The 22,686-nt window shown below is 43.5% G+C and carries 16 protein-coding genes and 1 pseudogene; 3 read left to right on the forward strand and 14 right to left on the reverse strand.

Annotated features, from left to right (window positions below; all coding sequences use genetic code 11):
• Positions 1–41: 41 nt before the first annotated feature.
• Together PCRYO_RS06650 and PCRYO_RS06655 are read right to left on the reverse strand one after the other, a co-directional pair.
• Positions 42–1,658 (reverse strand): DUF3482 domain-containing protein, encoded by a 1,617-nt coding sequence (locus PCRYO_RS06650; RefSeq protein ID WP_011513631.1) that lies wholly within the window; start codon positions 1,656–1,658, stop codon positions 42–44.
• Between the two features lie 113 nt (positions 1,659–1,771).
• Entirely contained in the window at positions 1,772–3,178 is a 1,407-nt protein-coding gene (locus PCRYO_RS06655; RefSeq protein WP_011513632.1) for a DUF2868 domain-containing protein, read from the reverse strand.
• A 482-nt stretch (positions 3,179–3,660) separates the two neighbouring features.
• Here PCRYO_RS06655 and PCRYO_RS06660 point away from each other — a divergent pair, with 482 nt between their 5' ends.
• Both PCRYO_RS06660 and PCRYO_RS06665 read left to right on the forward strand, forming a co-directional pair.
• Positions 3,661–5,142, forward strand: coding sequence for a nucleobase:cation symporter-2 family protein (locus PCRYO_RS06660; RefSeq protein WP_011513633.1), 1,482 nt, complete (start codon positions 3,661–3,663; stop codon positions 5,140–5,142).
• Positions 5,143–5,396: 254 nt separating this feature from the next.
• A complete protein-coding gene (locus PCRYO_RS06665; protein ID WP_011513634.1) occupies positions 5,397–6,188 on the forward strand; it encodes an SDR family oxidoreductase in 792 nt (263 codons plus the stop codon).
• Between the two features lie 47 nt (positions 6,189–6,235).
• On the opposite strand, the gene PCRYO_RS06670 is transcribed toward PCRYO_RS06665, so the two are convergent.
• The 12 genes and pseudogenes from PCRYO_RS06670 to PCRYO_RS06725 form a co-directional block, all read right to left on the reverse strand.
• Entirely contained in the window at positions 6,236–7,738 is a 1,503-nt protein-coding gene (locus tag PCRYO_RS06670; protein ID WP_011513635.1) for a bifunctional 2-methylcitrate dehydratase/aconitate hydratase, read from the reverse strand.
• Positions 7,739–7,879: 141 nt separating this feature from the next.
• Positions 7,880–8,470, reverse strand: coding sequence for a GNAT family N-acetyltransferase (locus PCRYO_RS06675; RefSeq protein WP_011513636.1), 591 nt, complete (start codon positions 8,468–8,470; stop codon positions 7,880–7,882).
• 83 nt (positions 8,471–8,553) lie between these two features.
• Positions 8,554–10,407, reverse strand: a complete 1,854-nt coding sequence (locus PCRYO_RS06680; RefSeq protein ID WP_011513637.1) for an ABC transporter ATP-binding protein — start codon at positions 10,405–10,407, stop codon at positions 8,554–8,556.
• A 32-nt stretch (positions 10,408–10,439) separates the two neighbouring features.
• Positions 10,440–11,204 (reverse strand): hypothetical protein, encoded by a 765-nt coding sequence (locus PCRYO_RS06685; RefSeq protein ID WP_011513638.1) that lies wholly within the window; start codon positions 11,202–11,204, stop codon positions 10,440–10,442.
• 73 nt (positions 11,205–11,277) lie between these two features.
• On the reverse strand, positions 11,278–12,519 hold the full coding sequence (gene prpF / locus PCRYO_RS06690; protein WP_011513639.1) for a 2-methylaconitate cis-trans isomerase PrpF: 1,242 nt from the start codon (positions 12,517–12,519) through the stop codon (positions 11,278–11,280).
• 80 nt (positions 12,520–12,599) lie between these two features.
• Positions 12,600–12,860: a Txe/YoeB family addiction module toxin gene (locus tag PCRYO_RS06695; RefSeq protein ID WP_011513640.1), complete on the reverse strand. Its 261-nt coding sequence runs from the start codon at positions 12,858–12,860 to the stop codon at positions 12,600–12,602.
• Between the two features lie 113 nt (positions 12,861–12,973).
• A pseudogene (locus PCRYO_RS06700) lies at positions 12,974–13,222 on the reverse strand (type II toxin-antitoxin system Phd/YefM family antitoxin); the annotation flags it as partial.
• Positions 13,223–13,414: 192 nt separating this feature from the next.
• The gene (acnD, locus tag PCRYO_RS06705) at positions 13,415–16,048 is read right to left on the reverse strand and encodes a Fe/S-dependent 2-methylisocitrate dehydratase AcnD (RefSeq protein WP_041753495.1); all 2,634 of its coding nucleotides are present in this window, start codon (positions 16,046–16,048) and stop codon (positions 13,415–13,417) included.
• Between the two features lie 249 nt (positions 16,049–16,297).
• Entirely contained in the window at positions 16,298–17,425 is a 1,128-nt protein-coding gene (prpC, locus tag PCRYO_RS06710; protein ID WP_011513643.1) for a bifunctional 2-methylcitrate synthase/citrate synthase, read from the reverse strand.
• Positions 17,426–17,540: 115 nt separating this feature from the next.
• Positions 17,541–18,431, reverse strand: a complete 891-nt coding sequence (prpB, locus tag PCRYO_RS06715) for a methylisocitrate lyase (protein WP_011513644.1) — start codon at positions 18,429–18,431, stop codon at positions 17,541–17,543.
• A 372-nt stretch (positions 18,432–18,803) separates the two neighbouring features.
• Positions 18,804–20,090 (reverse strand): NRAMP family divalent metal transporter, encoded by a 1,287-nt coding sequence (locus PCRYO_RS06720; RefSeq protein ID WP_011513645.1) that lies wholly within the window; start codon positions 20,088–20,090, stop codon positions 18,804–18,806.
• Positions 20,091–20,397: 307 nt separating this feature from the next.
• Positions 20,398–21,423 carry a LysR family transcriptional regulator gene (locus PCRYO_RS06725; RefSeq protein WP_011513646.1) on the reverse strand — a complete coding sequence of 342 codons (1,026 nt, stop codon included), beginning with the start codon at positions 21,421–21,423 and terminating at the stop codon, positions 20,398–20,400.
• A 225-nt stretch (positions 21,424–21,648) separates the two neighbouring features.
• Between PCRYO_RS06725 and PCRYO_RS06730 the strand changes: the two genes are divergently transcribed.
• Positions 21,649–22,686, forward strand: coding sequence for a hypothetical protein (locus PCRYO_RS06730; protein ID WP_011513647.1), 1,038 nt, complete (start codon positions 21,649–21,651; stop codon positions 22,684–22,686).

Genomic DNA, 22,686 nt, shown 5'->3' on the forward strand with positions numbered 1-22,686 from the left:
AGCCCGTCAGTAAGAGATATTATCTTTAACATGTTTATGCATTATTGCTGACCCTGATACGACGACAGCTTACTTGCCAGCGACCATGCCATATCTGCGCGTAATAACTGCGCCTGCTCAGACTTGCCACTACTGAGTGATGACCACTGCGGTTTGCCACGAGCTTTTTTCAGCTCACTGGGCAGTTTGTGCGTTGCCCATGGCGTTATAGCATTATTATTCCCAGCGTCAGTATCACCAATTGAGGCCTCACCCTTATATATCAGCTGCGTAGCATCTGTTGCTGCATGCCCACGGTGACGTAGCGCAGTGAGCAAATCTATCGCTCGAGTGGCTAGCAGGGTCAATGTTGCAGGGTCGATATATAACCGCTTAACCCCTGATATTTTATCGGCGATACTGCCAGTATTGGATAGCAATCCACCTGCGATGCCACCGATGGCAGCACCCAATCCCAAGGTTGTACCAAGAGCCGCCGCATCAATACCCAATCCTAGTAACGCGCCAGCCGCAGCGCCTGATGTGGTGCGAATACCATAACTTTTTAGCAGCTCAGGGTCGAACGGGTCTTGCTGATAGGCCTGTAGCTCAAGTGGCGTTGCCGCTACATCATTGTCATAAAATTTGTATAAACTCAGCAAATTATGCTGCATTGCTCGTTCGCTCTGTCTAACCGCTTCTTGCATTTGCTGTAATACTGGCATGGGATCATCATCTTCGCCAATTTCACGGACAAATGCTGCGACGTTTAACAAGAAATCTGCAATGATAATATTGGCTTCATCATATAACTGTGCCCAGTTTTCAGTGCGGCGCGCCATTAATTGCTCAAGCATCTCAGAGTGGGTAAGCATGGTGGCTAAATTCTTCCATAAACGCATCTCATCGTTAAATTCAAATGCCACTGAATCAAAGCGCGTCGAGATATGTAAGTTACGTCTTGCCAGCATAGTCTGCCAGTCATCAATATTGGCATCCTGAGCATCAGTGAAATTAAATACCGGCATAACAGGAATCGCGGCCCAAGATAAAATAGCCAGCTCATCTCTATATTTACCGAGTACCGGCTCACGTGCATCGACAACATAAATAGCCATATCACTTGCTAACAGCTGACGAATCACTTTGGCTTCCTGGCTATAGTCCTCATTGCTACTTAGCGCATCACTACTTTGAGCAATATCAGATGCCAAAAACTGTTGCAGGCGCTCAATACCATCACGGCGACTGGCGGTATTATCCTCAAGCCAATCCATCAGCCCTGATGCGTCCTCCAAACCTGGCGTGTCATATAGAGCCACCAATATTTCACCCGTTTGACTATCCGTCAGTTGGGCGCGCTCTACATGACGGGTAGTTGCGGCTTCATTTTTTACTTCACCGAAGTAAACGTCACGCAATAGAGTACGTAATATAGAAGTCTTACCCGTATTGGTATGACCAACGACCGCAAGCTTTAATGCCTCACCACTAGCGATGGTTTTTTTAGCTGTCCTGTAGCTAGTCTCTGGTTCACTTGATGACTGTGGGGCTAATCCAGACGATGATGCTTGAGGATTGACCTCATGCGCTTTATCAGCAAAAAGCCCTGCAGGCTTATCGGTTTTTTGCAGACTGTTCTGCGCATTATTTCCTTGATTATTATTGTCGTTATTCATAATAGAATCTTATATTGATTGGTAGTATCCAAAAACATCATAGCTTTTATTGTAGAACAAATTGATCTATCTTTCGGTATGAGTTCAATAATCCATCGTCTAAAAAAAGATTTTCAGTTATTAACCAAACCGATTTTTCGAGCAGATAGGGCGGTTTGCCATTGCTGATAACGAACATGTTGTTTTTCTAAATTCGAGTCTGAACCAGCATTTAACACATCATTGCCCGTATTATGGTGCTCTGTCAGACTCAGGCTATTGTCCTCTAACAGTTGTACAATCAGTCCATGTTTGGCGTGATTGGCGATCTGATCAAGTTTACGCAATGTACCACGGTCAGGCAGCGCTTTAAAATGAATACCAAGCAATACCTGTACCGGATTTGCATCTAGGTAAGCCTTTAGCCGTGCCATATCTTCACGGTCATCAAGAATACCAAAATTCTCAATATCAGTCGTATCAGTAATGCCTGTAACGAAACCCGACTGCCACCATTGGTTTTGCTCCGCTGGATACTCTAATAGCGCAACCAGTTTTTTGCCCGCACTGACTTGGGCTTTTGGGGCGATAGGCGCGGGGGCTTCTTTAAAGTCATCAGCATCCACCACATGACGCTGCCAAAAATTCAAAATCTTTTGATAATAAGGCAGCTTAATATCCAAACGCATCTTTTTACGACGGAACATCAAGGCACAAAATGCCCAAGCAATCGCGCGTGGGACAATCCCGTACATCAGTAAACTACCAACCAACAAGCCTGCCCATTGCCGTGCGACAGACAAAGGCATAGCATCAGTCACTAATCGGCTCTGTACGATAGCCGTACTGTCCGGAACATCGAATCCAACCATACTTGGTAACCATCCAAGTACTTGCGTCAAAGTAATTAGCGCCTGATCTGACAGCAGCGTTGACTCCCAGCTAAAGCTGTATTGACGCACAATCAACAGAAAAATAATCGCAAGCAGCATACCGGTCAGTGTGGCAAGCCATAACTGATGACTAAATCTGCCTAAATACCAACGCATACCGCTGTGTTGCAGCTGCCGCTCATATAAATTCACCGCTGCCTGAGTTACATCATCTTTACCACGTATCAAATAACTGGGACTGACAAAGCTGGCAAACCAATTTGAAGACTGCTTGCCTTGATTGATAAGCGTCATGACTAGCCAGCCCAGAAGCATAAGACTATGAAAACCCAATAAGCATACCAAGACGTAAAAGAAGTTCACCACATTGGTCTGCAATAAGGTAAATAATCCCAAAAATCCTGAGAGACACCAAATCACGCTCATGACAACCATGATGCCTTTGATGCGACCATCAATCTTACCAAGCACGCCTGCCAGCGCGCCATTGCTGTCTATTCGTGACGCTCGTCGATGCAGTTTTTGCAGTGGCGAACCTTCTTCATTTTGCAGCTTTTCAGTAATGAGTAGCGGGTCAGTAGCAAAGACGTGCTGCTGCGTCTCAAGAGTACGTACCAGCTCAGTCAATTGGTCTTGGGGCGATAGCATGGTCTGATGTCCGTATAATCAATGGTGAAATGAGATATTAAAATGTGTGGAAAATTATAATTATAAAAGCGTATTTGTTAATGCAATTATTACTTTATTTCTGAAGGTTATAGATGTCAATTTTAACAATATTTATGTTGCTAACAAAAAACCTGACCATATGGTCAATAATAACTGGCAGTTATTATAAATAAGCGGTATGCTAAAAACACATTAGAATCCTGATTTAAATGTTTTATCAAATATTCATCCCTATTCTAATGTCAAATTCAGATTATACACAGCGCTATCTGCCGCTATAAACAAAAGTGGCGCTATAGCTGACCAATAATAAAGATTGATGAATAAAAGGGTGATACGCCTTTTTAGCAATGATAGGTAGAGTATTTGGTTTTATAACAATCTTGAGTCCCACTCTAGGAGTTGTCGAAGAACAAGCCTAGAACATATCAACAACAGAACACGAAGGACGGCTATTTAATATGGATATTAAATCTACTTCTCAATCGGCAGTTGCCCGCCCAGAAGATGAAAACTTGGGTATTGGTGCCAATATTGCTTATGGCTTTCAACACGTACTGACCATGTACGGTGGTATTATTGCGGTTCCATTAATTGTGGGACAGGCAGCTGGATTATTACCCGCTGAAATTGGCTTGTTAATTGCCGCCTCATTATTTATCGGTGGTCTTGCGACTTTATTACAAACGATTGGTGTGCCATTCTTTGGCTGTCAGCTGCCACTCGTACAAGGTGTATCATTTGCGAGTGTGGCAACCGTGGTTGCGATTGTGACAACGGGGGGCGGACTACCTTCTGTGTTTGGTGCTGTCATTGCCGCCTCTGCTTTGGGTTTTTTGATCACGCCTATTTTCTCCCAAATTATCAAATTCTTCCCGCCATTAGTGACTGGCACCGTCATTACTACTATTGGTTTGACCTTGATGCCAGTCGCTGCCCGCTGGGCAATGGGCGGCAACAGCAACTTACCTACCTTTGGCAGTATGACCAATATTGGTCTTGCTGGCTTCACGCTAGCGATGGTGTTATTACTAAGCAAGCTTGGTAATGCGGCGATCAGTCGCCTATCGATTCTATTAGCGATGGTCATTGGTACTTTTGCTGCTTGGGCATTAGGCTTGGTTGATTTCTCTGGTATTACGACAGGCTCTATTTTTGCTTTCCCATCACCGTTCCATTTTGGTATGCCGACCTTTGAGATTGCGGCAATTATCTCTATGTTTATCGTGGTATTGGTTATTTTGGTTGAAACGTCAGCAGATATTTTGGCGGTTGGTGATATCATTGAGACAGATATCGATTCAAAACGTTTGGGTAATGGACTACGAGCTGATATGGCAGCCAGTATGATTGCCCCTATATTTGGCTCATTTACTCAAAGTGCTTTTGCACAAAACGTAGGTCTAGTTGCCGTAACGGGTGTTAAAAGCCGTTTTGTAGTCGCTTATGCCGGTATTATTTTGGTTATTTTGGGCTTGATGCCGATTATGGGTCGTGTTATCGCTACCGTTCCTACCGCCGTACTTGGCGGCGCCGGTATCGTATTGTTTGGTACGGTTGCAGCCAGTGGTATTCGTACGCTTGCGCAAGTCAGCTACACCAATAATATGAATCTAATCATCGTTGCGACCTCCATCGGTTTTGGTATGCTACCGATTGCCGCGCCAGCATTTTATGATCAATTTCCAGACTGGTTTGCCACGATTTTCCATTCAGGTATCAGCTCTGCTGCCATCATGGCCATTGCCCTAAACTTGTTGTTTAACCACTTAAAAGTAGGTAATTCAGACCAACAGTCCGTATTTGTTGCTGGTACAGAAGACCGCTCGGTACGTCCTGTAGTGATGATTGATCTATATGAAGGTGATTATTTTACTGAAGGCAAATTGTTTGATTGCGACGGTAAAGAGATACCTATATCAAAAGAACCAGCGCATCACTAGAAGCTAAAATCAGAGGCTAGAAAAATCTGGACAATTAAAGCAAACGTATAAAAAGCTGCCTGTTATGGCAGCTTTTTTTTGTATAACCTGTTTTATCAAAATAATAAGGCTGCAAAAATTTATCACATGATCAGCGTTCAAGATAAGTGACACACTCCCCCTATGGTAAATAGGTTTACATTGAATCAATATAGTAGAAGTAGTTTTAATATTGCGTTATAACCCCTATAAATACTCACAAGGATGAACGCCTTATGAATACTAAAAATTATTTTATCATTGGTGGTACAGGCGGTATCGGTAAAGCCATGGTTGAACAATTGGTCCACACTGCCGCCAATGAACACGCCAGCACCCTTACGAATAATGATATGCACACCAATACTGACATCCGTGTCTTTGCCACATACCATAAAAGCGTGCCTGATTTTGAAGCAGAAAATCTGTATTGGATAGCGATGGATATCTGTGACGAGCAAAGTATCAAACAAGCAGCTGATGCGATTAAGCAGCAAACCACACATATAGATTGGGTGATTAATTGTGCTGGACTACTGCATACCAAGACGCGTCAGCCAGAAAAATCACTACAACAGATTGAAAGTGAGTTTTTTTTACAGAATATGCAGGTTAATGCTTTGGCAAGCTTGCTCATTGCCAAGCACATCAAGCCGCTATTGGCGAAAGCTGAACGAAGCGCAGACAAACCGGCGATTTTTGCGACGATATCGGCAAGGGTAGGTAGTATCAGTGACAATCAACTTGGCGGTTGGTACAGCTACCGCATGAGTAAGGCGGCGCTTAATATGGGTATGAAAAACCTGAGTATTGAATGGAGTCGATCGCTTAAAAACGTCTGCGTGGTAGTGATGCAGCCCGGCACTGTCAACACCCAGCTATCAGCTCCGTTTCAGGGCAACGTAGCTGACGGGCAGTTATTTTCGCCAGCCTATAGTGCTGAATGCTTGCTTGAGGTACTCAGTAAGATGGGTGCTGCCCAATCAGGGAGTTTTGTGGATTGGGCAGGGGAATCTATACCGTGGTAAGTTTTAGAATGAGTCTTACTTCATTAGAAATTGACGAGTTAAGGCGATCAATAGGCGACAAATAAATCCATAAATTCGTTTACTGGTGTTTGCTCTAACCGCTGTTGGTCGCTACACAATGCAAAAATCTCTGTACAGCGACTGTCGATAAACCGCGTGGCAAGACTGGCACGGAACTTTGCCTCCAATATCGGCAAACCCTCAGTACGGCGGCGTTTATGACCGATAGGGTATTCAATCGCTACCTTATCGGTACTACTGCCATCTTTAAAGAATACCTGTATCGCATTGGCAATCGAGCGCTTGCTTGGATCATGATAGTCTTTTGAATAACCGGCATCTTCTTCAACGACCATCTTATGACGCAGACCATCAATCAAAATATGATGCTCGGCATGATAATCATCTTCATAGTTTTCAGCCATCAAATCACCGGTGAGTAAAGCCACTGCGACCATATATTGCAAACAATGATCGCGATCTGCAGGATTGGCCAGCGTCCCTTCCTTTGAGATGATCCGAATAGCAGACTCATGAGTCGTTAGGATGATTTTTTCAATGTCTTCCATGCGGTCATCAATACGTGGATGCAAGATAACGGCCGCCTCACAAGCCGTTTGCGCATGGAACTCGGCAGGGAAGCTTATCTTAAATAAGATATTCTCCATCACATAGCTGCCAAACTCGCGCTGGAAGGTAAAGCACCGCTCGTTTTCAGGCTTAAGCGCCAAATCCTTATTAGTATGGCTAAACAGCACATCATAAAAGCCCCATTGCGGCGCTGTCAATGCAGATGGAATGCCCATCTCGCCGCGGCGCGTGATATCGACCAAACGTACGGCTCGACTGGTCGCATCCCCTGCAGCCCATGATTTGCGACTACCAGCATTGGGTGCATGACGATAGGTACGTAGCGCTTGACCATCGACGATAGCTTGAGAGATGGCAGCCATGATACGCTCATGTGGCAGTTTATAAAGTTTGGCAACGACAGCGGTCGATGCCAACTTCACTAAAAATACATGATCAAGACCCACACGATTAAAGGAGTTGTCTAATGCCAACACCCCTTGAATCTCATGTGCCATAATCATAGCTTCTAGTACGTCTTTCATAATAAGAGGTGCATGCCCCTGACTGACGTTTTGCTGGCTGATATAATCCGCCACTGCCAAAATCGCCCCTAAATTGTCAGAGGGGTGACCCCATTCGGCAGCGAGCCATGTATCATTGTAATCAAGCCAGCGCACGATACAGCCAATGTCAAAGGCAGCTTTAATAGGGTCTAGTCGATAGGAGGTGCCGGGGACACGCGCGCCATTAGGAGTAATTTGATCGGCGCAATCAGGACCTAAATGCTTGGTACATTCAGGGAAACGTAATGCCAGTAGTCCGCAGCCAAGCGTATCCATCAGGCAGTAGCGAGCAGTATTCCAAGCATCAGCGCTATTGGGTGAGTCGTTATCTATAGAGTAATTGAGTACATAATCGGCGATTTTTTCAATCTCGCTATCATACTCCGGTCGTACATTGCTTTCCACAGTAGACATAATCGTTACCTCTTCCTTGAGTCAGATATATAAGTGACTTATCAATCCTATTACGAATCAATAAACCTGCTATCAAAAATAGCATACTCACAATCTAACCACAGTGAAGTAGTGTAAGACCTGCCTTGATTGGAAAAATCTTTAGACCATCAAATACAGTAAACCAATAATAAATAACACTGCTAATATCAATAGCAAAAAGCTAAGAATACTGCTTGTCGTACCTGAGCTTTCTCTTTTTACTTTGACCTTTTTAATAATAGGTAGCACCATGATGACATGCTCAATACCGTCTTCAAGATAATGCTCGCCTTCAGGGATAAACCCAAGAGATTGGTAAAAGTTTAATAGATAAGTCTGGGCTGAGATGATGATAGGTTTTTTACCGTATTTTTTACGGCAATATTTGATAGCTTCTAGCATCATTTGACGGGCGACACCATCACCGCGATGTGCTGCTAAAACCAGCACTCTACCAATCGATGGGATAGGACCTGATGGGGTTACGGCAGATTTTTTGGTATTAAAAACAGGCGGAATAATGCGGCAATAGCCAATCAGCTGCTCGTTTTGGTGCGCGACCAGATGTAAGCAATCAAAATCGACCTCATCCATGTCTTGATAAGGGCAATTTTGCTCAACCACAAACACTTGCGAGCGCGCTTTTAAAATATGATACAGATCAACGGAGGTTAATTCATCAAAGGTTTTTATCGAAATTTCACAAGTCATAATCACATAGCTTCTAACGATTTAAAGGATAATCAAAAATAGGATGCAGCAAAGAGTGAGCATTATAACGATTTCATACCGCATTAACTATTCAAGGTTTGACTGATTTTATCTAAGTTCAGGCTATCTGACATGGCACTGAATATTTCAAAATACTTGCCGCCTTTATGGTAAAGCTCTTCATGAGTGCCGGTCTCGACCACGCGCCCGTCTTCTATCACTACTAAGTCATCGGCATCAATGATTTGGGCAATATTGTGCGACACCATAATCACAGTACGGTCTTTCTTAATAAGATCTAAGCTTTTTTTGACCTGTTGACTGGCAATAGCGTCTAGGCTGGCCGTTGGTTCATCCAAAAACACAATAGGCGGATCCTTTAAGAACATCCTTGCTAGCGCAATACGTTGCTGCTGTCCACCTGATAGGGATTTTGCGGTACTCTCATAGCCTTTGGATAACGACATGATTTGCTCATGAATAGAGGCTTTTTTTGCTGCAATCACAATATCATCGTCACTAGCATTCATATCACCATAACGGATATTGTCGCCAATCGTACCTGAGAAAATATGATTGCTTTGTAGTACCAACCCGATATTTTGGCGAAGTTCATGAGTATCGCAGTCAGCTAAGTCATACCCATCGAGACAGATACTGCCAGCATCAGGTGCATAAAACTTTACCAATAGGCTAATAATCGTACTCTTTCCTGCACCGGAGAGGCCCACCAGTGCAGTAATACGATTGGGTTTGATGGTAAAGCTGACATCTTTTAGCGCTTGTGTGCCATTGGGATAAGTAAAATAAACGTTTTTAAGTTCGATGAGACCTTTTAAATCTTTACTGCTTCTGCCAGTGATGTTCTCAACTTGGCTTTCATCTTCTAAAATCTCAAAAAATCCTTCGGCATAGGTCAGCGCATTGTTGATTTGATCATAAATACGATGTAACTGTCGGATAGGAGCGGCGACGTTTTGGAATAGCATGACATGGAATAAAATCATCCCGATGGTCATTTGACCCTTTAATACAAAATAGGCGGTCAGTAAAATAATCACCACTACGCCGATTTGCTCAATAAAGGTCTTTACTGCATCATAAATAAAACCAATGCTACGAATACGCAGCTGATTGTCGGTCATCTCTTTTTGAATCTGTAAATGCTTCTCCGCCTCGATAGACTCGCGGACAAACGATTTTACGACACTGATAGAATTAATCAGCGAGATAACCATCCCGCTTTTGGCTTCTCTAAAGCCGCGCATCTGCCGGCGAAAACCTTGTAACCGCCGCGCTTGTCTTTGACTAATAAAAAAGTAAATCGGGATGATAATCAGACCAACCAAGCCTATCCAAAAATTGGTCGAAAACATAATAATCAGTGAAACGATGGCACTGGCAAACAGAGGTAGCATATCGATAAAGAAGTTTTGCACCAAGCTTGTAAGACTACTAACGCCATAATCAATACGGGTTTGTAATTTACCGCTGTCGTTTTCGCTACTGGTATAAAATGCCATACGATAGGTTAAGATGCGATCAATGATTTTTTGCGACAAATCACGTGAGAGATTGATACGAATTTTTTCACCAAAGAAGCGCTGTCCAAAAGAGATGAATATCGACAATATCTCTTTGGTTAAGAGTACCGCACTGATAATGGTCAGCATGCGCACGCCAGCTTCCCATGGATCGGCAAGGGTAGCGATTTCGGTCAAGGTATCAACGGCATAGCGCAACACAAAGGCATTAACTTGCGCGGTAAAGGAGCCAAGCACTGTTAATATCAAAGTGGCAATAATCAGTAAACGGTAAGGTTTTGCAAATACAGCAAGCTTTTTTAGGATATCCCACAACAGCGCCCGCCGTTCTTTTTTCTCGACCGGCGGTTTCTTGTCTAACTGTACGCGGCGTGGTTGGGGAGACGTTGGCATATGTCAGTTTTATAATTTTATTTCAAATTTTTCTAAATTTCAGGATAATCGTCCAAAGGACTTGGACAAAGGGTTACGGTATCGTCTTCGAAGTGTATTGCTATCTTCCTTGCTATTAGCCTCATGCGATGGAAACAAATAATTGCTTCAATTAAAGTTACATCATCTGGATGAGCTTCATGAGTCAGTGTATTCCTTCTATTTGAAATATCCTCATATGCTTTTACCCATTCTTCGGGTATAGGTTCTACACCAAGTTTATTCCAATTATTCACTCTGTTTCTTACGCCCATTCTCTCATGCTTATTTTGCTCACGTTCAAGAATTCCCGCAAGTAGCTTGTCTGAACCCCTATTAAGAATGTCTTTTAAAGAAACTTTCTCATCTAAAAAATTTTCCTTATTTTTATCTAATAATTTTTTATACAAGTCGAATTCATATGCTTCAAGAAGGCAGAAGTTGTATAGAATTATTTGAGTACCTACTATATGTTCAATAGGTGTAAATTCTATCTCATGACCAAATTTTACACCGCCATGTTCTGAAATATCAGAGGATTCAGGTTCTCTAAAGATCAAAGAAATAGTTACACTTAATTCATTTGATAAATCATGTACTAACGGTAATAGTTTTTCATCTAAGTCTGGTCTATTAGCTGCAGTAGACAAACAAGGAGAGGTAGACCATGCTTCTTTATCCCAATTCATCATTTTTTTTGCTGAAATTGCTAAATCTGATGTTCTTACTGCCGAAAGTGTAAACAAATTCATCCGTTCAATGACTTCATTAAATAACATATGAGTTTAGCCTTTATTTTATTAATCTAGCTATTTGGGCTTCAAATTATATCAGAGAAAAATATCATCAAAATTAAAACGCATCTGCTGGCACAAACACTTCACCTATCATGATACGACGTGCTGAGCGACTCATCGAGACTTTTTTGGCTTGCCAGCGTCCATCGATCAGTTCGGTTTTTCCGCCGACGAGCAAGGTGCCAGAGGGATGACCAAAACGAACTTCACCTAACTCGCTACCGCCTGCTGCTTCATTAACCAATGTCCCTTGCGTCGTCGCTGCCGCAGCAATAGCAACCGCGGCCGTACCCATCATCGCATGATGCAATTGACCCATACTCATCGCCCGTACGACCAAATCAATATCATTGGCATCAACGGCTTTGCCACTTGAGGCGCTGTAACTTTGCGCAGGAGCTACCCATGCGATTTTTGGAATGTGCTGGCTGGTCTGTGCTTCAGAAACGTCTTTAAATAATCCCATCGCCACACCGCCTGTGGCACGGATTTTCTCAAGCTTGGCAAGTAGCTCACCATCGCTATTGATGTCGCCTTGCAGCTCAGTACCGGTAAAGCCTAAATCTTCTGCTTTCATAAAAATAGTTGGAATACCGGCACTGATAAAGGTTGCTTTGACACTATCAATATTTAGACCACAGCCTGAGACATCGAAGTCATCGATTAGATTGTTTGTCGGGAACATGTCACTAGATGAATCAACTGGATCGATGAACTCAATTTTGACTTCAGCGGCTGGGAAGGTCACACCGTCTAATTCAAAGTCACCGGTTTCTTGCACTTGTACCTTGCCTTGCTCATCTTGATACACAGGCACGTGAGCGATAATGGTTTTACTGATATTCTCTTGCCAAATATGCACTTCACAGATGCCAGTATTCGCACTATTGGCGATCTTATCAGCATCGATCAGACCCATATTAATCGCACAAGCGCCAACTGAAGCGGTTAAGTTGCCACAGTTACCCGCCCAATCAATCATAGGCTTGGCAATATTGACCTGTCCAAACAAATAGTTGACATCGTGGTCTGCTTTATCAGATTCAGACAATATTACTGTCTTAGAGGTGCTAGAGCTGCCATTGCCTAAACCGTCGATTTGCTTACCATAAGGATCTGGGCTACCGATGACACGTAGCAAAAATTGATCACGTGATTCACCAGCGACTTGGCAGCGCTCAGGTAAATCAGATAATTTAAAAAACGTGCCTTTGGAGGTACCGCCGCGCATATAGGTAGCAGGAACGGATAGTTGGGGGGCGAAAGAGGGTTTTGATTTAGAATTGGTTTGGGCCACTGTATTAAGTCCTTTTTCTATTGTTATAAGATTGGGTATGGTGCCATCAGCAAGTAAACACGAACGACTAAGAGCGCTCGTTAATAATGATAGCGAGAAGAGATAATCGTCAGATAGTTATCATCGACGGCATATACCAACCGATTGGCATCATCGATGCGTCTTGACCAAAATCCGGATAGATTTTCTTTTAGGGGTTCAGGTTTACCAATGCCTTCAAACGGATTACGCTTACATTCGGTGATGAGTTTGTTAACACGTTTGAGTGTTTTTTTGTCTTGTGTTTGCCAGTACAGATAGTCTTTCCACGCAGCATCTGTCCATGCTAGTTGCTCACTCATTATTAGACCCTTTGCATTGATTAAAGCCTTTGAGTTCAAGCATTCTCAACGTCGCCATTCGTATGCTCATTGTCATCGCTGCTACCATCACTTTTATCACTGCCTTCTGCGGTATCAATTAGCTCACGCGTAACAGTCTTGCCAGCTTTATATTGGGCAATAGATTCCGCTAAGTGCGCCGCATTGGCAGGAGATCTTAATAGATAGACGGTTTCCATCAGGCTATTGTAATAATCAAGCGACATGACAACCGCATCATCAGCGTCACGACGGGTCACGATAGTGGCGTTGGCATCATCGTTTACCGTATCTAGGACGGACTTTAAGTGCTTTCTGGCTTCTGAAAAACTAATGACTCTCACGACATACTCCATAACTTGTACAATATATAGTACATATTACGCCATTAATTAAGTAAACTCAATATTTAGCTACTATCTAATACTTAGGTATAAGTAAGAAGGCTCAGTGTGTAGAATGCAAAAGCAAATAAAAGCCGATGTCATATAAGGTTATACAACATCGGCTCTTTGATTATTTCACACTCATGACACTTACGCGATATCTAACGTGCCATCGATAAACTCTTTGGCAAAGCGCTGTAGCATCCCGCCTGCGTTATACATTTTAACCTCATCAGCGGTATCTAAACGGCAAATGATAGGGGTTTCAGTCGTGCTACCATCAGCACGGTTAATCACCAGCGTCATCATGCCGCCAGCAGAAACTTCGCCTGTGACATCAAAGACTTCCGTACCATCTATATTTAGGGTGTTCCGAGTCGTACCTTTTTCAAACTGCAAAGGTAGTGCGCCCATACCAACCAAGTTTTGACGATGAATACGTTCAAAATCTTCAGCGACCACCACCTCAACGCCTGCTAAACGTACACCTTTGGCAGCCCAGTCACGGCTTGAGCCTTGACCATAGCCGTCACCTGCGATAATGATCAGCGGCTGCTCACGGTTCATATAGGTTTCGATTGCTTCCCACATACGCATAACTTGACCTTGTGGCTCAACCCTAGCAAGCGAACCTTGTATTACTTCACCTTTTTCATCACGTACCATTTCATTCAACAGCTTAGGGTTAGCAAATGTCGCACGCTGCGCAGTTAGATGGTCACCGCGATGGGTCGCATAAGAGTTATAGTCCTCGCTTGGCAGACCCATGGTATCAAGGTACTCGCCAGCTGCTGAGTCGCCCAAAATCGCATTAGACGGTGATAAATGGTCAGTGGTAATATTGTCACCTAATACCGCTAATGGACGCATACCTTTTAGCTTATTCATCGCTGCCATTTTGCCTTCCCAATAGGGTGGACGACGAATATAAGTGGTCTGATCACGCCAGTTATATAGTGGACTGAGCGCTTTACCCGTATCTTTTTTGGCTTCATCAAACATCGGGATATACACGGCATTGAACTGCTCAGGCTTCACGGCAGCAGCGACAATAGCATCGACTTCGTCATCATCAAACCAGATGTCTTTTAGATAAACGTCATTGCCATGTTGGTCTTTACCCAATGAGTCTTTTTCAATATCAAAGCGAATGTTACCGGCGATAGCATAAGCGATGACCAGTGGCGGTGATGCTAAGAACGCTTGCTTGGCATATGGGTGGATACGACCATCAAAGTTACGGTTACCCGATAATACCGCAGTGGTGAACAGATCGTTATCGATGATTTCTTTTTCGATATCAGGATCAAGCGCGCCACTCATACCATTACAAGTGGTACAAGCAAAGCCAACCACGTCAAAGCCGATTTCTTGTAGCTCAGGCATCAGACCCGCTTCTTCTAGGTACATTTTTACGGTTTTTGAACCGGGTGCTAATGACGATTTTACCCAAGGCTTACGCAATAAGCCCTTCTTATTAGCATTACGGGCGACAAGACCAGCAGCAACCATGTTGCGAGGATTAGACGTATTGGTACAGCTGGTAATCGCGGCGATAATCACCGCGCCATCTGGCATTAGACCATCTTTTGGCTCTGGTAATTTATCACCCTCACCGTGAGCAATTCCTTTCGCAACCAAGTCTGTGGTTGAAACACGCGCATGCGGACGTGAAGGGCCTGCCATATTACGGACAACAGCGGACAAATCAAACTCAAGCACACGCGCGTATTCGGCTTTTTCCATACCATCAGCCCATAAACCGGTTTGCTTGGCATATTGCTCGACCAATTTGATTTGCGCTTCACTACGACCGGTTAATCGTAAATAATCGATGGTTTGCTCATCAATATAGAACATCGCCGCGGTTGCACCATATTCTGGGGTCATGTTTGAGATAGATGCACGGTCACCAACGCTCAGTTGGCGCGCACCTTCACCGAAGAATTCAATATAAGTAGATACCACGCCTGCATCACGTAAGAATTCAGTCATAGCGAGTACCAAATCGGTACCAGTAATGCCTCTTTGCAATTTACCAGTTAGCTTGACGCCAACGTAATCAGGGAGACGCATATAAGACGGGTTACCAAGCATGACGCTTTCCGCTTCAAGCCCGCCAACACCAATTGAGATAACGCCTAAAGCATCAACCATCGGGGTATGGCTATCAGTACCAACCAAAGTATCGGCAAATGCCACTTGTTCACCGGCTTTATTTTGTACCACTTGCACAACCGGCGACATTTTTTCTAAGTTGATTTGGTGCATGATGCCGTTACCGGGCGGTACGACGTTGACGTTATCAAAGGCATACTGACACCAGTTGATAAAGTGAAAACGGTCATCGTTACGGCGCTCTTCGATAGCACGGTTTTTCTCAAATGCATTTTCTTCAAAGCCTGCATGCTCAACAGCCAATGAATGGTCAACAATCAATTGTGTTGGAACGATTGGATTCACTTTTGATGGGTCACCGCCTTGCTCAGCGATGGCGTCACGTAAACCGGCCAAATCAACAAACGCGGTCTGACCTAGGATGTCATGACAAACGACGCGGGCAGGGTACCACGGAAAATCTAAATCTTGCTTGCCTTCGATATGTTGCTTGAGCGCTGCGGTTAAATCTTCTGGTGGGCAGCGGCGTACCAAGTTTTCACACAATACTTTTGAGCAGAACGGTAGCTTGTCATACGCGCCAGCTTCGATATTTTCGATGGCTTCACGGGTATCAAAGTAATATAAATCTGTGCCAGGTAATGGCTTTTTAAAGGGTTCATTCATCGGTTGTACAAGGGCGTTGTCCATAAGTCACCTTTAGCTGTTGGGTGGTTTAAATTCAAAAAATAGTCATTCTTTTAGCAAAATCATCAGTGAAATGAGACGTTAGAAGAGGGCTTTGCTAAAAAAATATGCTTAAAAAGACAGTGAGGTTATTAAGAAAAGGTTTAACTGCTAAATTGTTGTATATGTCTAGCGGTTAAGCCGGCTATCTCGCATAAGTATTTATGCGAGATAGTAAATACATATGGATTAACGCGCGCTCATCTCTGGTACTGGGCGCAGCTCTTCGCCAGTATATTCCGCACTTGGGCGAATGATACGGTTGTTCGCACGTTGCTCAAACACGTGTGCTGCCCAGCCTGTTAGACGCGAGCAAACAAAGATTGGCGTAAACAGTTTGGTTGGAATGCCCATAAAGTGATAGGCAGACGCATGGAAAAAGTCAGCATTACAGAAGAGTTTTTTCTCGCGCCACATCACTTCTTCACAGCGTACTGATACTGGGTATAGCACTTCATCACCAACATCTGCTGCCAGTTTTTCAGCCCAACCTTTAATTACAACATTACGTGGATCTGATTCGCTATAGATAGCATGACCAAAGCCCATAATCTTATCTTTACGCGCCAGCATTGCCATCATCTCAGACTCTGCTTGATCAGGAGAGGTGAATCCTTCAATCATATCCATCGCCGCTTCATTGGCGCCGCCATGTAAATGACCGCGTAATGAGCCAATCGCGCCAGTGATACAAGAATGAATGTCAGACAGGGTAGACGCACAGACGCGAGCGGTAAAGGTTGAGGCGTTAAACTCATGCTCAGCATAAAGAATCAGTGATACGTTCATTACCTTAGTATGTAGCTCGTTTGGTTTTTCACCTTTTAGCAGATGTAAGAAATGACCGCCAATGGTATCGTCATCAGTTTCAGTTTCGATACGCACGTTGTCGTGGGTAAAGCGATACCAGTAATTGATGATTGATGGGAAAACCGCCAGCATACGGTCGGTTTTATCGTTCTCTTGTGAGAAGTCAGTTTCCATCTCAAGGTTACCAAGCATCGAGCAACCGGTACGTAATACGTCCATCGGATGGGCGTCCGCAGGAATACGCTCAAGCACATCTTTTAATGCTTGTGGTAAGCCACGTAAACCTTTCAATTTAGTTTGATAAGCATCAAGCTCACTTTGGGTAGGTAAGTTGCCGTATAGCAACATATAAGCCACTTCCTCAAAGATGCACTTGTCAGCCAGCTCTGATACGTCATAACCGCGATAAGTCAGACCTGAGCCTGATTTGCCAACGGTAGACAAAGCGGTCTTACCTGCTACTTGACCACGTAAACCTGCGCCCGAAAGTTCTTTTTGTGCTGCCATGATAAATTCCTTTTGTTGGTAGCTTGTGTTGGATAAAAGATAAAGATGCTGCAAATATCAAATACTGCGTTGACATCCTCATTGATAGGAAAACCAACGCTTTTAACCGCTAAGACTACTTATTATCAGCAAACAGTTTGTCTAGCGTTTGTTCAAACTCATGATAGTTTAAGAAGTCATACAGCTCCATACGGGTTTGCATGGTGTCGACAACTTTGTCTTGCGTGCCATCATCAAGCAGATGCTGATATACGTTTAATGCCGCTTTGTTCATCGCACGGAAGGCTGATAATGGATAAAGCACCATATCAACACCTACCGCATATAACTGCTCGGTGGTATATAGATCGGTCTGACCAAATTCGGTCATATTAGCTAGGACTGGAATATCAAGCACATCGGTAAACTTACGGTACATCTCAATATCCGTTAGTGCTTCGGCAAAAATCATATCAGCACCAGCTTCTTGAAAAGCAACCGCGCGCTCAACCGCTGCATCAAGACCTTCGACAGATAGGGCGTCGGTACGTGCCATCACCACAAAATCTTTGTCCGTCTTGGCATCAAGTGCCGCTTTTAGGCGATCAACCATTTCTGAGATACTAACAATTTCTTTATTTGGACGATGACCACAACGCTTTTGCGCCACTTGGTCTTCGATATGAACCGCCGCCACACCGGCTTTTTCCATTTTACGAATGGTTTGAGCAATATTAAATGCACCACCAAAACCGGTGTCAATATCAACCAATAATGGCGTATCAACCGCATCGGTAATACGGCGCGCATCTTCTAAGACGTTATCAAGGCTAGTCATACCCAAATCTGGCAAGCCAAATGAGGCATTGGCCACGCCAGCACCAGAGAGATATAAGGCTTGATGACCAACTTGAGTTGCCATCATTGCTGTATAAGCGTTAATTGCGCCAGCAATCTGTAGCGGTTGATTATTATCATTTTTTTGTTTCATTGCACTGCGAAAGCGAGCGCCAGCTGATAGGGTCATGTCGTGGTCCTTACGTGGAGGGAAGATCTTGTCGTTATCATTCGCGATTCAATCGTTGTGCTTGATTATAACCAATTATTCAGGACTGCAAAGCGGGATTTTCATTCAACTGTTAATATAAATTAAATTAACAAATTAAAAATATTAATACTATTTAATTAATGGATAGTGCTATCCAATAATTAGAGGTTTGTATCCATTAGTATTCATAACGTATCAAACGCTGCATTTCTCCTAATTAAATATTTACATCTGGTTACAATTATATCTATAAGCGTTTTATCGTTGTCTACAAAAAAGCCCTCTTAGTCTTGCTAAAAGGGCTTTTACTCTATCAAGTCTATTATTAGCTAGATTGGCTAACCTTTATTTTTAACCAATAATACCTGCAAGGCTAGCTAGGAATAACAAGGTAAAGCCACCTAAGAATACAAGCCCTGCAATCGAATAGGCGTTCATACCGGCTGATAGCTTTTTATGGTTTTTCACGAGCGAATAGTTTAACCAACCAAAGATAGGCGCGGATATAAAGGCGGATATCATCGCAAACTTCAGCATAGCGCCTAATTGTCCGGCAAAGAAGCTGATAATCAAAAGACCGCCACCGATAGCATAGGTGGTCCAAAAGGCGATTTGCTTTTTATTAATCTCGTCTTCACCTTTTAGTAAGCGCCAGCATTCGGCGTTGGCACGTCCATAGCCATCCGCACAGGTAATAGTGGTGCCAAACATACACATAAAGGCGACAAAGGCGACCAGTAGTCTTGACCATTCACCGATAGTGGCGGTATACATATTGATAAGCTGATCAATATAAGCGACACCTGCGGTTTGAATCTCTTGACCTGAGCCGTATTGTACGAAAACGCCCAACGCTAAAAAGAACAAGGCTAAAATAGCGGAAACTAAGAAACCGACATTAAAATCCAGTAAGCCCTGACGGTGAGTGGTATTGTCCGCTTTTCTCTTGGCTGATGTCCACATCGAGGTGATGGCAGCGAACTCAAGTGGTGCTGGCATCCAACCCATAAGAGCCACAATAAACCCTAAAGTCGCCAAGTTCCAAGGAGAGGCAGGGACAAAATCCGCCACCATAACCGTCGGCTTACCAGCAGCAATCATCACCGCTAACACGGTTGCAGATACGAGCGCAATCATAATCCACTTGGTCACGCCGTCAAGCAATTTATAATGACCAGCAATCAGAAAAAACCAACATACAGCAACGATAATGACAGCTAAGGCAATACTTGATAGTCCTACAGATGCGGGAAGCATAAAGCCCAATATCACTGCCGCAAGCAATGTCACAGCCCCCGTACTAATCACCGCCGATAAAATAGATAGGATAAAATAAATCCAGAGATAAGCTTTTGAGCGTTTGGCATAGCCTGCGATTAAGCTCTCGCCAGTGTCGTAGACATAATCGGTGGCAAAGCGGAAGAACGGATACTTAAAGACGTTGGCTAATATAATCATAATCGCCAGCTGCCAGCCATATAACGCGCCAGCCTGTGTCGATGAAATCAGATGCGAGCCGCCAATAGCAGCAGTCGCCATCAGAATACCGGGACCAAAGATTCGCCAGCTAAAGCCTTCTTGCTGCGCGGAGAGAGTATCGCCTGTGGCGCTTGGGTTATTGAGTGGTTGTGTGGTCATGCTTACCTCGAAATGGTTAAAACGGCAAATCATCACTTACCTGTGTCAGTTTGCCAATGATCATGAGCGCATCGCTTAATACTATTCATTAGTACTGTTTACGAGTACTGTTTCTTAAAACGATTTGTCTTGTATCGACTTTAGCACACCAATCCGGTTTAGTAGAATGATTATTCATATAATTATTACTTATTTTTTGCATAGCCATTCCTGATAGTTAGCATAATTAAATGTAAATATCAAGATTTATCAATGGCTATTTTTTCGGGCTTCTTTATACCACAATTATGACTCAATATCTGATAATTTAGCGCTGAGATTCAAATTTTTGCCGGCGGTAAGTAATGCCGCGCTGCTCATAGACATGATAAGTCGCACGCAATAAGTCAGGAATATGAGGATGCACAAAATCCTTAAGTGTATGCAGATAAATAGGTGAGGTGACGTTTTCGTGAATGAGACGCTGATAGCTGATCTGCTCCGTACGCACCGTTTTTAAGCTGGCAGGGACTAAGGTGATGCCTTCGCCCGCCGCTACTAACCCGAGTGCCACTTGCAAGTCACTAACGGTGGTGGTCATAAATGGAGAGATGCCGTACTGTGCAAATAAATATAGTAAAGGCTCTGTTATCTGCTCAACAGTAGAGGCTTGATGATGGCTCGTATTATTTTTCTTATTCTGCCCCAAGGTTTTAGGAGTCCCTGTGCTTGATACCGTTTCTGGCATTGTAGATACAGGCAAGTGGGTTTGATGATAGAGAATCAGGCGGTTATTGGCCAAATCGATCAAGCGTTGCTCGCGCACATTGGCAAGCGGATGGGCTTTGGGGAGGGCAACGACATAGCGCTCGTGGCGTAACAGTATTTGCTGTATCCATGGGTCTTGATGGGCAAAGCGTCCAAAACCAATATCGATATCACCAGATTTGAGCGCATCCATTTGCTGATAGGAGCTAATGTCCTTTAGGTTGACGTCAATCTCAGGATTGGACTGCTTCAGTCTGGCAATAATCTCAGGTAGCAACCCATACAGTATAGAGGGTACAAAACCGATATTTAATGCGCTGCTAGGGGCAGATAAGCGCTGGGTCATACCAACAACCGTATCGACTTCTGTCAGTATGGTACTGATTTTATCGTAAAAGAACGTGCCAGCTTCTGTTAAATGTAGCGGTCTATGATAACGATCAACCAACATCACGCCCATGTCTATCTCAAGTTGCTTCAGTAAACGGCTTAAACTGGGCTGTGACAGTCCGATTTTGGTAGCGGCTGCACTAAAGCTCCGAAGCTCGGCAACGGCAATAAACGCATTGAGCTGCTTTAAATCCATGTTTTATGCTCATTTATCTGTAATATCATGTCGATTGATGAAGCGGATACTACTGTATTTTATATCAATAATAGCAAAACTATAAAATTATGCTTGAAGCATATGAGTTGACACTCTATATTGTTTATTAACGATAGCGTTACACTTTAGCAAACTAAAAAACTTTTCCCTTCATTCTAGCAGTCATCTACGGTTTCGTGGCATAAACTGGTTTGGTATCACTTCATGAGCGACAAAAAAGACAAGCAAAGCGCCGATTTAGAGGCAAACTTAGCAAAAATCGCTAATACGAAGCCACGACTGCGTAATCGTAAACATAATATCTATGAGCGTTATATCACTCGTGTTGAAAGCGCAGAGACTATTGAAAGTACTATCGAAAATACAGAAAATGAGCTCAAGCCAACTGTCACCACTGATGCTTATGATGAGACTGATGTTGGTCTTAGTGCAAGTCTACTGGACAGTTCTGTTCAGCCGCACATATTACAACCGCTTAAAAACGCTGACAAGCTGTCATCCTATGAGCCACTAAGTGCAGCAGAACTAGAGTTATTTGGCAGCCAAGAGCAAGATAATGTGGAAAATACAGCAGGGTTACAGATATCTGATAACGCGAGCACATCGGTAAGCTTGGACTTCTCTGATGAAGATGAGAAGGTTATACACCCTTTAATGACAACTGAGGCGACTGATAACGCAGCTTCTACAGTTAAAGATGAAGATACTGAGGTAAATGATAGCGCTTATATTGATGAACCTATCAGCACTGCACCTTTAACAACTTTGCCCATCAAAAAATCGAAAAAAAAGAAAGCGGTAAAATCAATACAAAAGCAGAAGAGTAGTAAAAAGCCGCTCATTATCGGTATGGTGCTTGGCTCACTCATGATTTCTGGTGCTGTATTCACGTTAATTGCGACTGGTTTCTTGTCTGCCGGCACTACGTCTACAGCGTTAAATGAAGCTGGCACGCCTATTAATGAAAGCGCGACTCAGACAAGCCCGGTCACCAAACAAACAGCTACTGACACTGAAATGAACACCACTGAGAAAAATGTTGTGGTAGAGGCTAATACGCCACCTGCTGTCATTGAAGTGCCCAGTGACTCTGACCCTGCCAAATCATCAAACCCCAAGCCTGAAACGAACGCGATGAATAATGAGGCAGCTGCTAGTACGTCAACATCAAAGCCTGCCATCACATACGAAGATTTTAGAGAAGAGTCACAAAACACGCTATATCGTGAAACCAATGATTAG

Origin of the sequence: Psychrobacter cryohalolentis K5 (assembly GCF_000013905.1) — a bacterium.
Classification (GTDB): Bacteria; Pseudomonadota; Gammaproteobacteria; order Pseudomonadales; family Moraxellaceae; genus Psychrobacter; species Psychrobacter cryohalolentis.

Coding starts and splice junctions, on each gene's coding strand:
- acnD (WP_041753495.1), bottom strand. CDS start 16,048: ATGAATGAACCCTTTAAAAAGCCATTACCTGGCACAGATTTATATTAC.
- PCRYO_RS06680 (WP_011513637.1), bottom strand. CDS start 10,407: ATGCCAACGTCTCCCCAACCACGCCGCGTACAGTTAGACAAGAAACCG.
- prpC (WP_011513643.1), bottom strand. CDS start 17,425: ATGGCAGCACAAAAAGAACTTTCGGGCGCAGGTTTACGTGGTCAAGTA.
- PCRYO_RS06685 (WP_011513638.1), bottom strand. CDS start 11,204: ATGTTATTTAATGAAGTCATTGAACGGATGAATTTGTTTACACTTTCG.
- PCRYO_RS06660 (WP_011513633.1), top strand. CDS start 3,661: ATGGATATTAAATCTACTTCTCAATCGGCAGTTGCCCGCCCAGAAGAT.
- PCRYO_RS06665 (WP_011513634.1), top strand. CDS start 5,397: ATGAATACTAAAAATTATTTTATCATTGGTGGTACAGGCGGTATCGGT.
- prpB (WP_011513644.1), bottom strand. CDS start 18,431: ATGACCCTATCAGCTGGCGCTCGCTTTCGCAGTGCAATGAAACAAAAA.
- PCRYO_RS06725 (WP_011513646.1), bottom strand. CDS start 21,423: ATGGATTTAAAGCAGCTCAATGCGTTTATTGCCGTTGCCGAGCTTCGG.
- PCRYO_RS06695 (WP_011513640.1), bottom strand. CDS start 12,860: ATGAGTGAGCAACTAGCATGGACAGATGCTGCGTGGAAAGACTATCTG.
- PCRYO_RS06670 (WP_011513635.1), bottom strand. CDS start 7,738: ATGTCTACTGTGGAAAGCAATGTACGACCGGAGTATGATAGCGAGATT.
- PCRYO_RS06675 (WP_011513636.1), bottom strand. CDS start 8,470: ATGACTTGTGAAATTTCGATAAAAACCTTTGATGAATTAACCTCCGTT.
- PCRYO_RS06650 (WP_011513631.1), bottom strand. CDS start 1,658: ATGAATAACGACAATAATAATCAAGGAAATAATGCGCAGAACAGTCTG.
- PCRYO_RS06730 (WP_011513647.1), top strand. CDS start 21,649: ATGAGCGACAAAAAAGACAAGCAAAGCGCCGATTTAGAGGCAAACTTA.
- PCRYO_RS06720 (WP_011513645.1), bottom strand. CDS start 20,090: ATGACCACACAACCACTCAATAACCCAAGCGCCACAGGCGATACTCTC.
- PCRYO_RS06655 (WP_011513632.1), bottom strand. CDS start 3,178: ATGCTATCGCCCCAAGACCAATTGACTGAGCTGGTACGTACTCTTGAG.